The organism is Acidovorax sp. YS12 (assembly GCA_021496925.1).
Lineage (GTDB): Bacteria > Pseudomonadota > Gammaproteobacteria > Burkholderiales > Burkholderiaceae_C > Paenacidovorax.
Map to the genome: position 1 here is coordinate 914,011 of CP053915.1, position 14,214 is coordinate 928,224.

General features: G+C 59.5%; 14 protein-coding genes and 1 pseudogene. 3 read left to right on the forward strand and 12 right to left on the reverse strand.

Going from position 1 to position 14,214, the window contains the following annotated elements; translation table 11 throughout:
- Positions 1-76 precede the first annotated feature (76 nt).
- A protein-coding gene (locus tag YS110_04295) for an IS3 family transposase (protein UJB64038.1) occupies positions 77-1,206 on the forward strand; the annotation gives its coding sequence in 2 pieces (ribosomal slippage) (positions 77-338 and positions 338-1,206; 1,131 coding nt in all).
- 345 nt (positions 1,207-1,551) lie between these two features.
- On the opposite strand, the gene YS110_04300 is transcribed toward YS110_04295, so the two are convergent.
- Both YS110_04300 and YS110_04305 read right to left on the reverse strand, forming a co-directional pair.
- Complete coding sequence (locus YS110_04300) at positions 1,552-1,746, reverse strand: hypothetical protein (protein ID UJB64039.1); 195 nt, start codon at positions 1,744-1,746, stop codon at positions 1,552-1,554.
- Positions 1,743-2,138 (reverse strand): SMI1/KNR4 family protein, encoded by a 396-nt coding sequence (locus YS110_04305; protein ID UJB64040.1) that lies wholly within the window; start codon positions 2,136-2,138, stop codon positions 1,743-1,745. Before YS110_04305 ends, YS110_04300 begins: the two co-directional genes overlap by 4 nt.
- Positions 2,139-2,287: 149 nt before the next feature.
- Here YS110_04305 and YS110_04310 point away from each other — a divergent pair, with 149 nt between their 5' ends.
- Positions 2,288-3,238 (forward strand): IS5 family transposase, encoded by a 951-nt coding sequence (locus YS110_04310; protein ID UJB64041.1) that lies wholly within the window; start codon positions 2,288-2,290, stop codon positions 3,236-3,238.
- A gap of 385 nt (positions 3,239-3,623) precedes the next feature.
- On the opposite strand, the gene YS110_04315 is transcribed toward YS110_04310, so the two are convergent.
- The 8 genes and pseudogenes from YS110_04315 to YS110_04350 form a co-directional block, all read right to left on the reverse strand.
- Positions 3,624-3,977 (reverse strand): hypothetical protein, encoded by a 354-nt coding sequence (locus YS110_04315; protein UJB64042.1) that lies wholly within the window; start codon positions 3,975-3,977, stop codon positions 3,624-3,626.
- Positions 3,978-3,982: 5 nt separating this feature from the next.
- The gene (locus tag YS110_04320) at positions 3,983-4,231 is read right to left on the reverse strand and encodes a hypothetical protein (GenBank protein UJB64043.1); all 249 of its coding nucleotides are present in this window, start codon (positions 4,229-4,231) and stop codon (positions 3,983-3,985) included.
- A 111-nt stretch (positions 4,232-4,342) separates the two neighbouring features.
- The gene (locus YS110_04325; protein ID UJB64044.1) at positions 4,343-5,857 is read right to left on the reverse strand and encodes an IS66 family transposase; all 1,515 of its coding nucleotides are present in this window, start codon (positions 5,855-5,857) and stop codon (positions 4,343-4,345) included.
- A gap of 65 nt (positions 5,858-5,922) precedes the next feature.
- On the reverse strand, positions 5,923-6,255 hold the full coding sequence (gene tnpB / locus YS110_04330; GenBank protein ID UJB64045.1) for an IS66 family insertion sequence element accessory protein TnpB: 333 nt from the start codon (positions 6,253-6,255) through the stop codon (positions 5,923-5,925).
- Entirely contained in the window at positions 6,252-6,800 is a 549-nt protein-coding gene (locus YS110_04335; protein UJB64046.1) for a transposase, read from the reverse strand. Before YS110_04335 ends, tnpB begins: the two co-directional genes overlap by 4 nt.
- Before the next feature lie 452 nt (positions 6,801-7,252).
- Positions 7,253-8,340 (reverse strand): annotated as a pseudogene (locus YS110_04340) (IS5 family transposase).
- A 213-nt stretch (positions 8,341-8,553) separates the two neighbouring features.
- Entirely contained in the window at positions 8,554-9,285 is a 732-nt protein-coding gene (locus tag YS110_04345) for a hypothetical protein (GenBank protein ID UJB64047.1), read from the reverse strand.
- On the reverse strand, positions 9,282-9,653 hold the full coding sequence (locus tag YS110_04350) for a hypothetical protein (protein ID UJB64048.1): 372 nt from the start codon (positions 9,651-9,653) through the stop codon (positions 9,282-9,284). The genes YS110_04345 and YS110_04350 overlap by 4 nt, the downstream gene beginning before the upstream one ends.
- On the opposite strand from YS110_04350, the gene YS110_04355 reads away from it, so the two are divergent.
- Complete coding sequence (locus tag YS110_04355; protein ID UJB64049.1) at positions 9,652-10,680, forward strand: IS110 family transposase; 1,029 nt, start codon at positions 9,652-9,654, stop codon at positions 10,678-10,680. The two genes, YS110_04350 and YS110_04355, sit on opposite strands and share 2 nt — an antisense overlap.
- A gap of 580 nt (positions 10,681-11,260) precedes the next feature.
- Here YS110_04355 and YS110_04360 read toward each other — a convergent pair.
- Positions 11,261-11,770 (reverse strand): SMI1/KNR4 family protein, encoded by a 510-nt coding sequence (locus tag YS110_04360; protein UJB64050.1) that lies wholly within the window; start codon positions 11,768-11,770, stop codon positions 11,261-11,263.
- Positions 11,767-14,172, reverse strand: coding sequence for a Hint domain-containing protein (locus YS110_04365; GenBank protein UJB64051.1), 2,406 nt, complete (start codon positions 14,170-14,172; stop codon positions 11,767-11,769). Before YS110_04365 ends, YS110_04360 begins: the two co-directional genes overlap by 4 nt.
- Between the last annotated feature and the right edge of the window lie 42 nt (positions 14,173-14,214).

Below are 14,214 nucleotides of genomic sequence, written 5' to 3' on the forward strand. Positions count from 1 at the left end.
GAAGCTGTCGATCTGACCTGCAACCCGCGACCCGTACCAAGGCAATAGAGAATCCGCGCAACCGAGAGGAAGCGCGATGCGCAAGAGCAGGTACACGAACGAACAGATCATTGGGTTCATCAAGCAGGCCGACGCTGGCATGAGCGTGGCGGACCTGTGCCGCCGAGAGGGTTTCAGCTCGGCCACGTTCTACAAGTGGCGAGCCAAGTTCGGCGGCATGGAAGCCAGCGACGCCAAACGGCTGCGCGACCTCGAAGCCGAGAACAACCGGCTCAAGAAGCTGCTGGCCGAAGCGGTGTTGGACAACGAGGCGCTGAAGGTGGCCTTCGGCGTAAAGCGCTGAGCCCACCGGCGAGGCGACGCGCGGTGGGCGAGATGTTGAAGGCGACCTCGATCAGTGAACGGCGCGCCTGCGCCTTGGTGGGCCTGTCGCGCGGCAGCTGGCGGCATCCGCCCCAGCGTGCGCAGCACGACCTGGCAACGAGCCAGCGCATCGTCGAGCTGGCCCATGAACGTCGGCGCTTCGGCTACCGACGCATCGGCGACCTGCTGCGTGCCGCGGGCAACAAGATCAACTACAAGCGCGTGTACCGGCTCTACAGGCTGGCCGACCTGTCGGTGCGTAAGCGGCGCGGCAAGCAGCGCCTGAAGCTCGAACGCGTGCCGTTGCACAAGTGCCGGACCATCAATGAAGTCTGGAGCATGGACTTCGTCAGCGACAGCCTGGCCAGCGGGCGGCGCATCAAGTGCCTGACCGTGACGGACGACTTCAGCCACGAGTGCGTGGACATCGCTGTGGACCATGGCATCGGCGGCCAGTACGTCGTGCGCGTGCTCGACCAGGTTGCGCGGTTCCGGGGCTACCCGCAGGCCGTGAGAACCGACCAGGGGCCAGAGTTCACGAGCCGGGCCTTCATGGCCTGGGCCCAGGCCCAGGGCGTGCGCCACATCCTCAACCAGCCAGGCAAGCCCACGCAGAACGCCTACATCGAGAGCTTCAACGGCAAGTTCCGCGACGAGTGCCTGAACGAGCACTGGTTCCAAAGCCTGAAGCAGGCGCGTGTTGAGATTGCGCGCTGGCGGATCGACTACAACGAGGTACGGCCGCACAGCAGTTGCAGGCGGATGCCGCCAGCGAAGTTCGCGGCGCAGCATCGACAGACAACCGGTGGCGCCGTCCCGGCGCCGCTGCAAACCCAGGAGTAATCTCCTTCAACCCAGCGGATTCCTCAAATCGACTGGTACGGGTTCTGGGGGCAGGTCAAATAAACGGATTACCGAATCTTCCAGGGCAGGCGAGTGCGTATTCCAAAGCTTCACGAGCTGAGACTCTGTATCCGCCGAGAAAACAGGCATCGGCTATCGCAGCAAGAATCCATGTCGATGCCTCCCAGTCATTTTGCGGGGGGGGGGGACAAGCTCCCATGCTTTGTTGTACTGAGCCACCGCTTCGTCATAACGAAGAAGATTGGCCAAACGATCCCCCTCTGCACACAGAGACTTGATCGTTTCATGCGTTTGCGCATCTAGCTCGTATTGATGAGGCATTTATTAACCAGACTTGCCCTCGCGCAACTCACGAATCACACGGTTCCAATACCGCACCGCTTCAATGTGTTGCTGCCTTGTCAACCAAGCCTTGTTCTTGGGATCGTTTGGATCACCGCCAAAAATCACCGGCGTGATATCGAATAACTCCATGCTTGGCGGACGCGCATCGCCACGCGGATCAAATGACTTCTTCATTTGGCCAACGGGAAAAGAAGATCGTTGAAGTTTTCGGCGACACGCGAGGCATATCGAAGGTCCATGCCAATGAACGGAATCCGAACTATTGGCATAGTCGCCTCTCGCGTATCAAACCCATAGCCTTCGCCACCGCCATCAGACCCGAAGAGCACGATTCCCGGTGCGTATTGTTCGACCTCATATTCACGATTGAAGGTGGCCAGTTCTCCAGACCTCCAAAGAATCAAGTAGCTATCGCCAATGAACCCTTCACCTCCATCGTGTTCACCGATGAACTGCAAGTAGTCAGATGGCAATGACTGACCGAGGGCCGCAACAACAGCCTGGATTGCCTCACTAGAGGCGCCCTCGTTCAGCTGTCCATCCTTCAATACGTCTTGAATGCTCATTTCTCGATCCGGTTATTGCCCGCTCAGGTCTCTCATCAGGGTTCCTCTCAAAACCTGTCAATATGCAAATGTGATTTATTATTGCATGCACATAGTCGGCCCTGGCTTTGTTGCACAAATCGCCTCGCCGCCGCCCGTAGACTGACGGCGTGACAGAAGCGAAGAGAAGGCAGCGGAGCAAGTACCGCACGACGAACTGGAAAGCGTACAACGCGGCGCTGAAGGCGCGAGGCTCGCTGACGATGTGGCTGGATCAGGGCATGCAGTGGCTTGGCACGCCGACTGGCAAGCGCGGACGCAGCCCGACCTTCTCGGACGCAGCAATCCAGTTCTGCCTGAGCATCAAGTGCCTGTTCGGCCAGCCCTTGCGCCAGGCGCTTGGCATGGTGCAAAGCCTGCTGCGGCTGGCCAAGCTGGACTGGCCAGTGCCTGACTTCAGCACGGTCTGCCGACGCCAGAAGACCTTGCAGGTCGAACTCAGCTACCAGCGACCCCAGTCGCCGCTGCAGTTGCTGGTGGACAGCACCGGCATCCAGTTCCTGGGCGAAGGCGAGTGGAAACGCAAGAAGCATGGTGCCGAGTACCGGCGCGAATGGCGCAAGGTCCATCTGGGTATCGACGCGCAGACGCTGGAGATACGCGCCATCGAGGTGACCAGCAATGCCATCGGAGACGCACCGATGCTGCCCGAGTTGCTGGCCCAGATTGCCGCCGACGAGCCCATCGAAAGCGTCTGTGCGGATGGTGCCTACGACACGCGAGGCTGCCTGGACGCCATTGCCCAACGGCAGGCGATGGCGGTGATCCCGCCGCGCAAGAACGCCAGCCATTGGAAGAAGTCGAGTCCGGGCTCGGCGCACCGCAACGAAGCCATTGCCGCGTGCAAGCGCCTGGGTCGCAGCATCTGGAAGAAGTGGAGCGGCTACCATCGGCGCAGCCTTGTGGAGACGAAGATGCACTGCTTCAAGCGACTGGGCGAACGGGTGACGGCGCGCACGTTCGAGCGCCAAGTGGTGGAGTTGCATGTACGCGTGGCATTGCTGAATCGCTTCAGCCAGATCGGCCGTCCTCGAACCGTACCAGTGGCTGCCGTGGCATAGATCCGTCTGGGGTGAGGGTCATGCCGTCTGCAACTCGATTTGTGCAACAAAGCCGCTCGTATTAATGAGGCATTTGCAGAGTTTATTTCAGGGTCGAGAATTTTGGTGCCGGCTGCTGATATTTTTTCCTCAGCTTTGCTCCTGCTGAGCTATTTTTTGAGTCAATTTACAAAACATAGTTTTCTGAATTCAGTATGAACTGGCGTACCTCAGGTGCTTTCGGGCCATAGGTGCGTCCAACTTCGTTCCACCAAGTAACTGCATCGACGCGGTGAGCCATATAAAGATACAAACCAACCCGATGTATTACCAATCAATTTACCGAAATATTTCCATATTCATCAAAACCAGTGGTATTGCAGTTCGAATTTGAGACCACCCTTCATCACGCTCGTGATGTTCGCTCCTCTTCAACTAGGAACAAGCTTTGTAAATCACCACTCAGCTTGACTCCGCTTTCACAACTCAACACCAATTGCTCGTCCACGCCATTCAACGCATTCACTCCGTCAATCACACCCAAGACGTTTGCTGTCGTGTCGGTCGCCACCTGGCGAACAACCTGGAAAAAGACTTCTTGCTGTTCAGAACTTAGGCCATTGAAGAGAGCCAAGGCACTTTTCCAATATGGATCGGATGCATTCGCCACCGACGTGCCATTGAAGAGCTGACGGTAAATTCCAACATTTTCCTCAAAAACAGCCACTCTCAGGCACGAAACAAATTCAGCAGGCGTCATAACTCTTACTTTCCAAAGGCGTCAGGGTAGGCATTCTTGTTCATTCGAATGAGGTCTTGCAATGAAGAATTCGGCACGTCAGAGTACACCCGCCGTAGTTCCGAAATATCGCGCGCAAGGACATCTCTTGGGCTGCTAAACCCATCAGCGCTGCGCGAAACAATGCCATTAGGCCCTTTGATCGTATGACCGACTTTCGGCACCAAGATTGCTGGGGCAGTCATCGCATCGTAGCCGGGAATCAGGTCCTGCATCAAAGCCTTGCAGGTCAGCTGCGTGCTACGACATCAAGCGGCTGGCGATGTTCCCGCACAGTAAGCGTCCGGCGATCCCATGTTGACCGCAGCCGGTTGCACAGGCATTGATCAGGAGTTCGGGCTCTGCCAGCGATGCGGCAGCAATTCCTCGATCCGGCTGGCCCGGTGCGTGGGCAGGCGCGTGAGCACGTCCTTCAGGTAGGCATAGGGATCGTGTCCGTTCATGCGCGCCGACTGCACCAGGCTCATCACCGCCGCCGCCCTCTGGCCCGCACGCAGGCTCCCGGCGAACAGCCAGTTGTTTCTCCCCATCGCAATCGGCCGGATCTGGTTCTCGATCCAGTTGTTGTCCACGGGCAGTTGCCCGTCATCAACGAAGCGCGTCAACGCAGTCCAGCGCCGCAGGCTGTAATCCAGCGCCTTGGCCGTGGCCGAGCTGTCGGGCAGTTTTTGCCGCTGTAACCGCATCCAATCGTGCAGTGCATCGAGCAGTGGTTTGGTGTGCTGCTGCCGCATCGCCTTGCGCTGATCGGCGTTCAGTTCCTTGACCTCGCGTTCGATGTCATAGACCTTGGTGAACTGCTCCAGCGCGAAGCCGGCGATCTGGCTCTTGTTCGCCGCATGCAGGTCGAAGAACTTGCGCCGGGCATGCGCCAGGCAGCCAACTTCGGTCACGCCGCTGGCGATCAAGGCCTTGTAGCCAGCGAAGTCGTCGCAGATCAGCGCACCCTTCCAGTCGCCCAGGAAGTGGCGCGCATGCTCGCCGGCTCTGGACTCGCAGAAGTCGTACACCACGGCTTTCATGTCTTCGAAGACCCCAGGGGCGTAGGCCCAGAGGTACGCCCGGTGCGTCGCTCCCTTGTCGGGCTTGAGCACCTGCACCGGCGTCTCGTCGGCATGCAGCACTTGGCGCCCAAGCATCTCGGCCTTGAGCGCATCCACCAGCGGCTGCAGCCGCACGCCGCAGGTGCCGACCCATTGCGCCAAGGTCGAGCGCGGGATGGCCAGGCCGGCACGCGCATAGATGCCCTCCTGGCGGAACAAAGGCAGATGGTCTGCGTACTTGGCCACCAGCACCTGGGCCAGCAGGCCGGCAGTCGGGATGCCCTTGTCGATCACATGCGCCTCGACCGGTGCCTGGGTGATGGTTTCGCACTTCGCGCAGGCCCATTTGCCACGCACGTGGCGCTCGACGGTGAATACGCCCGGCACATAGTCCAGCTTCTCGGCCACGTCTTCACCGATGCGCTTCATCACACAGCCACAGGCGCAGGTGGTGGACTCGGGCTCGTGCCGGATCTCGCGGCGCGGCAGATGGGCGGGCAGCGGCTGGCGTTTGGGTTGCTGCCTGGTCTCGGGGGATGCTGCAGGCGGCTGCAGCTGCTCGATCTCGTGGGCGACGGCTGCCAGATCGGCTTCGATCTCGTCATCGAGCAGGCTACGCTGCTCGGCATTGAAGCGCTCCGACTGGGCGGCGAACTTCATGCGCTTCAAGAGCGCGTTCTCGTGGGTGAGCTTGGCGTTCAGGGCCTGGCTATGGCGCAACTGGGCCAGCAGCCGCGTGGTCATCTCGCGCAGTTGCTCTGCGCTCAGATCCTCCAGGGATTGGGGCGGCATCAACATCAGCGCCAGTGTGCCAAGGATGGCACGGCGCTTTCACGCGCAGATGTACCGATTGCACACCCGCTTCAGACCACGGTGATGACGCCAGCGTCTCCCATGCGTCGCCAAGGCAGGCCCAGCACCAGGGCTTGGAGCTGATCGGACTCCAACTGCCACTGCTCATTGCTGGTTGCCGGCCAGACGAACTTGCCCTGGTGCAGGCGCCGAGCCGCCAACCAGATGCCGATGCCGTCGTGCACCAGCACCTTGATGCGGTTGGCGCGTTTGTTGGTGAACAGATAGGCGTGATGAGGACGGGCCGCGCCGAACACGGCGACCACCCGGACCAGGGCCGTGTCGGTGCCGGCGCGCATGTCCAGCGGGGCGGTGGCAAGCCAGGCGGCGTCGATGCGGATCATTGCCGCAGCACCTGCAGCAAACCCTGCAATGCGCGGGAACACTCGGCAGCCGCTGCCACCGGCCAATTGACCGTCACGCGGGTGCCATGGTGACAGCACTCGATGCGGATGTCTGATGAGGGAGTTGACGATGCAGCACTGGAGGCAGCTTGCGCATTCGCTGCCTGAGGGTGCATCGCCTGCGGGTCCAGTGCCATCGCGATGAAGGCGGGCACCGTGCTGGCAAGCACCGGATGGGCCTGATGCGTCGGGGTGCGAGCAGGTTGTGCATTGACCACTGGTTCAACAGCCGCATCGACGCAGGCAGGGGCGCTGCTGGGCGCAGCAACATGGGCGGTATTGGAGGCGGCCTGATGCAGACCCAGGCGATGCTCCCTGAGCCAGCGATGCAGCACATTGGCATTCATGCCATGTTGACGTGCCGTGGCGGCAATGGATGCGCCGGGTTGCTGGCAGGTGGCAATCAGCTCGGCCTTGAATTGCGCGCTGTAGACCCGGCGTGTGCGAGGGACTGAGTAGCGCGAAGTGGGGATGTCTTGAGACATGGTGTGCACGATGGTTTACGTGGACACGATGGTGCTTGCAATGCCTCGATCGGGGTAGATGGGTTGGCCGGACGGATACCCCGCACAAGGGCGTGGACTCGTTCTACAAACATGCCCAAGCGTAGGCGCAGGGGCCTCAGGGCCATCGAGCGCCAAAAAGCCTGGCGGTGGGCAATCAAGTCGCTCGCCAGCGACCATCATCCAAGACCTTGCGTGAGGCGGCAACGCGTGAAAGCGTGCTTGGTTCACCCTACGTTCGCACCGAAGCTGCCCCTTGAGCCGGTTCTGATAGAAAGCCCGGGTATTGAGAGGTTCCCGTCAGGGAACCTCTCACAACCCCATGATTGACGGATCCGAATAGGCACGATTGGACGCCAGCCGTTTTGAATGCGCGATGAGGCCTTACGGCGGTCTGCACCTCGTGCATTGAGGGGCCTTGCAGCCCCGATGGCTCAGGCTTTCGCCGTTTGCAGGCGCACCTGTGCCTTGGTGGTCGCCGGTTTGAAGAACGCATCCACGCCTCGCTCAAGGAACGAGGCCAGGCGCTTCATGTTGTAGCAGGCAGCCATCATCGTCATCGCCACCGTGGCCCGCGCCTGCCCGATCGTGCGTACGAACTTGCCGCCCAGGTGCCGGATGCCGGCAAACGCATGTTCGACCCGGGCACGCTTGCTGGCAATGCGCTGGTTGCGCCGCTTCTGGCACTCGCTCAGGGGCTGGCCCGGCTGGGCCCGGCGCTGCATCGCGTCCACGAAGCCCAGCACTTGCAGCATCTGCCGGCGCTGCCGGCTCGCGTAGGCCTTGTCCGTGTGCACGCTGCGCCCGGTGTTGTGCATGTCCAGCACCTCGTCGAAGTGGTGTCCGTCGTGCTCGCTGGCCGTGCCCGTGGCGATGCGGCGGATGAAGCCGTGCTTGAGGTCCACGCTCACGCTGAGCTTGTAGCCGAAGTAGCTCTTGCCGTGCTTTTTCGTGTGTGTGGCATCCACATCCCTTTGCCGGCGCTCGGCCTCTCACTCCAATCGGGCGTTCTGCCTTCGGCCAGGGCCTCGCGCTCCGGCCTGTCCAGGCGCTGGCGCGGCGCGGGCACCAGCGTCGCATCGATGGCTTGTCCGCCCCGGGCCATGTAGCCATGGCGGTGCAGTTGCGCATCCACTCCCTGGAACAGCACCGTGGCCCCATCCACGCCCAGCCGCTCGCCGAAGCGCCAGATCGTGTTGCGGTCCGGCACGTTCATCGCATCCTGCAGCAGGCAAAAGCGCTGGTAGCTCGCCCGATCCAGCAACTGGTACTCCATCTGCTCGTGCGAGAGGTTGTACAGCTGCTTCAAGACCAGGATGCGCACCATCACCTCGGTGGGATAGGCCGGCCGGCCACCCCGGCGGCCATCGCCACGCTCGATCAAGGCATCCACCAGCCCGGCCAGGGCTCCGAAGTCGATGTGCCGCGCGATCACCTGCAGCGGATCGCCCACCTCATCTCTCTTGTGTTGGCGCGAGGCCTCGGCGAACAGGTCAAACTTCAGCGCGCTGCGGGGTGTGATCATGGCAAGGGGCGGGTCAGGCTTCTCGGGTCAGGAAGAGAGCGGATGGGTTTTGAGAGGTTCCCGTCAGTCTACGGGTGCGGCCGAGGCGATTTGTGCAACAAAGCCGATTTAAAACCAAATTTCTCGCAAACAATAGCATTCCGCAAATTAACCCAAGACGAGAATATATTTCCCTGATTTGAGCTTCGGAACTTTCTAATTTTTTGACACTTACGCAATCGCCGAGAAGTCAAATTCAGGATGAAGGCCATCGTTATAGCGCCATTTCTTTCCCGACATGAAAACTTCATCTCCGAAGTGTTGATGTATTGAAATTCGCACCTCTTCCGGGACTTGATCAGTTAATAACTCTGTTGCCTGAAGCCAATAAAAATCATCGGCCAGCTGCTCAATATGGTGAAACGGAGCACTCTCAATTTTCTCTCTTCCGAAAAAATCAATGTAAGGCTTACCATAGATAGACACATTCGGAATTTCAGGAAGACGTACGCTGAGGTTGAACGGGGTGTCCCAGCCAGCAAACTCCATGCTTCGAATGTCGCCATACACAATATTTACCACGGGCGCCAACTTTTTTATTAACGCCAAAAAATCCACTAGTACATCTGGTTTCTTGTCAAACGCATTTCGCAACAGAAAGCCGCCAACAAATGGAAATGAAGGCGGATTTGACCTATTCCACTGAACCTGGTACTCGCAGTTTCTGCCGGCCCTAAGTACAAGGCTTCCAGCCTCAGTATGCTTGCCGGTCTGAGAAATAAATTTTACTGGCTCATCAAAATCTGCAAGCAGACTAACTCCTTCGAAAGGCCCAAACTTAGACGGACGAATGCTGCCTGATACGCCACAGATGGTTTGCACAATTTTCCTCGCCAGCGATGGGTTCGAAAAATCGCTAGTTGAAATCAACGAGAATGCAATGCCTGGAACTAAATTATTCATGGGACTCCAATCTGTTTTATTTGCACACCGCGTTGCCGTGCGTAGTTCAGCAAGCTTGGGTTAATCGGTGTTGTGCCCTCTGGGGTGTAGTAGATCAGGGTTTTGCTCTTGGTTGTTGTCGACCACTCAACTAAACCCCGTGCCTGCAAATCGAATGGAATCGAAGTACCTGTCTTGGCATCTGCATAGGCAGCCACTTGGCCCTTTTGCGTATAGATCGTGTAATCAGGCTTGACGTATTTCTTACGAATGAAAGGGACTTCCCCGTCCCAAGCGCAGCGCGCATTTGCGCAGAACGGCAACCAAGTGCCACGATGGGAAGTGCAATCTCTCATCAACACGCTTGTTTTATGGAAGGGGAAGTCCATGACCATCGTAACCGTAGGAATCGACCTGGCAAAGAACGTCTTCGCCGTTCACGGTGTGGATGCAGCAGGTAAGCCCGCGCTGGTGCGCCCCAGCGTGGCCCGAGACAAACTGCTGGAACTCATCGCCGCCTTGCCCCCGTGCCTCATCGGCATGGAAGCGTGCTCCGGCGCACACCACTGGGCCAGGGAATTCGACAAGCTCGGCCACACCGTGCGCCTGATGGCCCCCAAGTTCGTCGCCCCCTACCGCCTCTCGGGCAAACGAGGCAAGAACGATGCCGCCGACGCTGCGGCGATCTGCGAAGCTGTCACCCGGCCCCAAATGCGCTTCGTGCCCCTCAAGACCATTGAACAACAAGGCCAGTTGATGGTGCACCGCGCCCGCCAGGGCTTCGTGGAGCAGCGCACCGCCACCCTCAACCGCATCCGGGGCCTGCTGTCGGAACTGGGCATCGTGCTGCCCCTGAAGGCCGCCACCGTGCGGCGCGAAGCATTGGCCCACCTCGAAGACCTGCCCGGCTGGGCCAACACCGTCATCGGCGACCTGCTCAGTGAAGTCACCGGGCTGGATGAACGCATCGCCGAATACGACCGCCACATTGCCTTCATGGCCCGCCACAACACGCAGGCACGGCAGTTGATGCAACTGAGCGGCATAGGCCAGACCACCGCCATGGCCCTCATCAGCACCGTGGGCAACGGCCACGACTTCGCCTGCGGGCGCAGCTTCAGCGCCTGGCTGGGCCTGGTGCCCGGGCAATACAGCTCGGGCGGCAAACAGCGCCTGGGGCGCATCACCAAGGCAGGAGACGCCTACCTGCGCAGCCTGCTCGTGATGGGAGCGCGGGCCGTGCTGGCTGCCGCCATGAACCCCCGAGCGCCCAAGCAAGACAGCCTCAGCCGCTGGGCACGCAGCCTGGCCGAGCGCCGGGGCTACTGGCGCGCGGTGGTGGCGATAGCGGCCAAGAACGCACGCATGTGCTGGGCCGTGCTGCAAAGGGGGGAGAACTTCAAGATGCCCGCCTGAGCCGATCAGGCCAGGCAAGACAAACAACGCAAGCAAGACAAGCCCAACAGATCAGGAATCCGCCGCGTGAAGGCAGTCGTTGATGTGCAAAAGGTTGGACCTGCGCCGGGGAATGCTCGGTTAACTGGAGGGGAGCCATGGGAGAGATCCCAAGACCCGACTAACGAATGGAGCCCCCGGCGCGCGTCTTTCATCAGGGTTTGCTGCCGACACAGAAGGTAGCGCTAATGACCGTTTGTAGTCACGCCGTCCGCACCGTTTGCCAAGAAGCATCGACGCGCTGCACGCACAAGGCTGGGAACTGAGCTGAAACCGTTGAAGACCATGCCTGGGTCTATCGCTGCGCGATAAACCCAGGGAGAGGTATTGCTTGCGAATGTGGGGAAGCCCTTGTAGCAAGTTAAGGCCTCCCGATCTTCAGGATGACGCCATTTGACTTTATGTGCTGTCATCACAGCCCGCCAGAGGGTTTTAGATTTGGGGCTACCCTAAATTTGGCATTCGCACAAACCATAAAGGTTAATTTCAAAATACTCGTAAACCGCCGAAAAATTCCACAGTGGTGGACAACACAGTACAATCAATTCTCCCAGAATTTATCTCCTTCAGCTTCGACAAATCTTTCAAGGAAAATCAGAAATGAAGCGGCAACAAAATTCCATTCATTTCTTTTATCGATTGGCAGCGCTACCAAGATAGATCCAAAATCTTCGGCACCCCTATCATTGCGGATCACCAGCAAATCCGAATCCCCAAGAAACCTACCAATAACAAGATCAGATTCCAAAAAATCTTCCGGGCGATTTGAGAAAACCCTCAATGATTCCGCCTTAGCCTTTTGCGCATCAAATATTTCAAGCCCCCATTGACCATATTCAGCATCTTTGAAAAGATTTGCAGCGCTAGCATGCCGCCAAAATTCAGCCAAATCAGGAGGTAAATTTTCAGAAAATCCCAACAGGAATTCCGAACGCACCGGGAAGAATTCGCAACAAAGCTGAAAAGGCACCGCTTCGCCACGATGGATTGCAGAATGCGCCTTTCCCCAGTTTACCTGAAGTTCATCAATTAAACTCGATATATTTTTCATAAACCACCAAATTCGCGCCAAAAGCTATTAAACAAGTTCTGATGAGTACTTCTCTCTACGGGAGCTAGATTCCAGAAATCATTTGTCCCACCAAACTCTCGTGGTTTGATGTGATGAATATCATAGTTTTCCCATCCACCTCGTGGAGTCTCATAACCCCTTTTATACCAATCCGAAATAAATGCACCACGCTCTTTAGCGCCCCATAAAACACGTTGATCTTTTGATACTACCCTCCCAACATCAAAGGGCATTGGAATATTTCTCCCGGTCCGAGGATCTATGATTTGCGGATATTGATTCAGCTTTCCAAGTATGCTGTCAACTGTGGGGTTTGAGGGAAAGCCAGTTGTTGTTTTCGCAGCATCCACTCCATTGCCCGCATTGGACACTGCTCCACAAACCCCACCCGGACAGGTATTGCACGGCCCCACGTTGTGCACCCAGGCCCCAAACCCGCCCACGAAGAAGGTGTGCCCCTTCTCCACCGTCAGGTTGTAGGTCGTGCCTTGCGGTGATTCCAGGCTCAGGGCTCGCACGCGCAGGTGCGTTCGCGTAGCCAGCGACACCAGTTCATCCCCGGCTTGCAGTTCCTCCACGCTCACGAAGCCGCGCCCCGGCACGTAGAACGGGTGGCCCGGCGTGACCAGCAGGTCTTCAGTGCTTTCTTCCCCCTCCTGCCCCGGCTGGATTTGCTCCACGCTCAGGCGCAGGATCGGTCGGTCGTCACGGATGTGGGTCGCAGTCACCGCCGCCAGGAAGGCCGCTCCCGTGCCGTCTTCCAGGCGTGTCCAGACCCGATCACCCACCCGAATGGTTTCGATGGGACGCTCTCCCGCTTCTGTGGCGACCATGGTGCCGGGCGCAAAGCAGCAGGGGTCGCTGAACTCGGGCCGCGCTGTCTTGCCCGTTGGCTGCGCTTTCGCCACGGTGTTGAGTCCATCGCCTTCGGCGGCCATCTTGGGCGTTGCATCGCCCGCCTGCACGCGCACCGGCGGAGGCTCCAGTTCTGGCGTTTTCGCCCCCAGCACCGGGTCGGCTGCTCGCAGTTCCTGCGCCAGCGCCTGGGCTGCCACCCGGCCCTTGGCAGCGTTGTTACCCGCCGCGGCCAGTCCTTTGTCCGCCAGGCTGACTGCACCCTTGGCCGCTTGCGGCAGCGCTGCGATCGCCAGCGCTATTTCGCCCGCGTAGTTGCCCCGCAGCATGGCCGCCGTGAAGGTGTTGCCCGCTGCGTCTTCGGCGTGTGCCTTGTCGTCTATGTTGACAATCGCCTGCTTGACTACCGCCGGGATCTTGTCGGCGTTGTCGATGAGGCCGTTGATGACGTCCAGGCGCTGGCTGTTGCGTTGCCGCGCGGCTTGGCTACCGAATAGGTCCAGGTAGCCGTCGGCAACGAACTTGACGGCCTCCATCGTGCCTTCGGCGAACTTGAGCGTTGTCAGCCCGATGCTGCCGACGACGCCGCCGCTGGCCTTGATGCTGCAGTCGCGCAGGTCATCGCATTTGCCGTTGGGGTCGGTGTACCGGTAGGGGTTGTACCGCCCGTACTGGTAGGCCCCCCAGGTGATGGGCAGGGTGGCCTCGCCCTCGACCGGGTCCCGGCTCACGAATTGCCCGCTGGCCGGGTCGTAGTAGCGTGCCCGTGCGTACAGCAGGCCTGTTTCGGGGTCTGCGTAGTAGCTGCCGAAGGCGTTGCCGTTGCTTCTGAGCCCCGCGCCCGCGTTGCCGCTGGCTTCGCTGTCAATCAGCCCGTAGGGGCTGTGGATGAGCAGGCTGTCGGCCTTGGCTGCCCCTGCTTCGCTGAGCACGGTGGCGATGACCGTGCCCTGGCTGTCGGCGTGCAGTTGCGTGGTGCTGCTGGCGCTGCCTACGCCGTTGGCGTAGGTGGTGCGGTTGAACAGGATGGGGGCAGCGTTGCCGCTTGGTATTGCCGCGTCGGTGTCGCTGCGCAATGTCTGGACGGTGTTGTTCGCGCCCGTCACTTCGTAGCTGCGCCGCGCGTGCAGGCCGTCCCATTGGATGCGTTCGTAGGCCAGCGCGGTGTTGGCTGCGCCGCTGCCTTGCGCGGCGTTGTCCAGGCCGGCGTCGCCGAGGATTTTTTCCGCGCGCAGGTTGTCCGCGTTGTAGCGGTAGCTGGCCAGCAGTTGCGGGGTGCCGCCTGTGCCCTGCTCTACCTTGACGAGCTGGTCCTGGGCGTTCCAGTGGTAGCGCGTGGTTTGGCTGTTGGCGCCCTGGGTTTGCGTTTGCGTCAGGCGGTTGCCGTTGGCGTCGTAGGTGTAGCTGTGGACCACGCCTGGGAACACCGATAGCCACAAGAAGCAAAGCAGGCTAAACAGGGAGAAGAAGCAATGGGCCGTTCGGGATGCGGGCATGGAGGACGCAGCCCCCTCGCGCAGCGTCAAGGATGGATGGGGTGGAAGGGCTTTGGCTTCACGAGCCATTGG

What these genes read in the sequence shown, in the direction of transcription:
- YS110_04300 (UJB64039.1), bottom strand. Translation starts at nt 1,746, where the DNA reads ATGAAGAAGTCATTTGATCCGCGTGGCGATGCGCGTCCGCCAAGCATG.
- YS110_04305 (UJB64040.1), bottom strand. Translation starts at nt 2,138, where the DNA reads ATGAGCATTCAAGACGTATTGAAGGATGGACAGCTGAACGAGGGCGCC.
- YS110_04315 (UJB64042.1), bottom strand. Translation starts at nt 3,977, where the DNA reads ATGACGCCTGCTGAATTTGTTTCGTGCCTGAGAGTGGCTGTTTTTGAG.
- YS110_04320 (UJB64043.1), bottom strand. Translation starts at nt 4,231, where the DNA reads ATGCAGGACCTGATTCCCGGCTACGATGCGATGACTGCCCCAGCAATC.
- YS110_04325 (UJB64044.1), bottom strand. Translation starts at nt 5,857, where the DNA reads ATGTTGATGCCGCCCCAATCCCTGGAGGATCTGAGCGCAGAGCAACTG.
- tnpB (UJB64045.1), bottom strand. Translation starts at nt 6,255, where the DNA reads ATGATCCGCATCGACGCCGCCTGGCTTGCCACCGCCCCGCTGGACATG.
- YS110_04335 (UJB64046.1), bottom strand. Translation starts at nt 6,800, where the DNA reads ATGTCTCAAGACATCCCCACTTCGCGCTACTCAGTCCCTCGCACACGC.
- YS110_04345 (UJB64047.1), bottom strand. Translation starts at nt 9,285, where the DNA reads ATGAATAATTTAGTTCCAGGCATTGCATTCTCGTTGATTTCAACTAGC.
- YS110_04355 (UJB64049.1), top strand. Translation starts at nt 9,652, where the DNA reads ATGACCATCGTAACCGTAGGAATCGACCTGGCAAAGAACGTCTTCGCC.
- YS110_04350 (UJB64048.1), bottom strand. Translation starts at nt 9,653, where the DNA reads ATGGACTTCCCCTTCCATAAAACAAGCGTGTTGATGAGAGATTGCACT.
- YS110_04360 (UJB64050.1), bottom strand. Translation starts at nt 11,770, where the DNA reads ATGAAAAATATATCGAGTTTAATTGATGAACTTCAGGTAAACTGGGGA.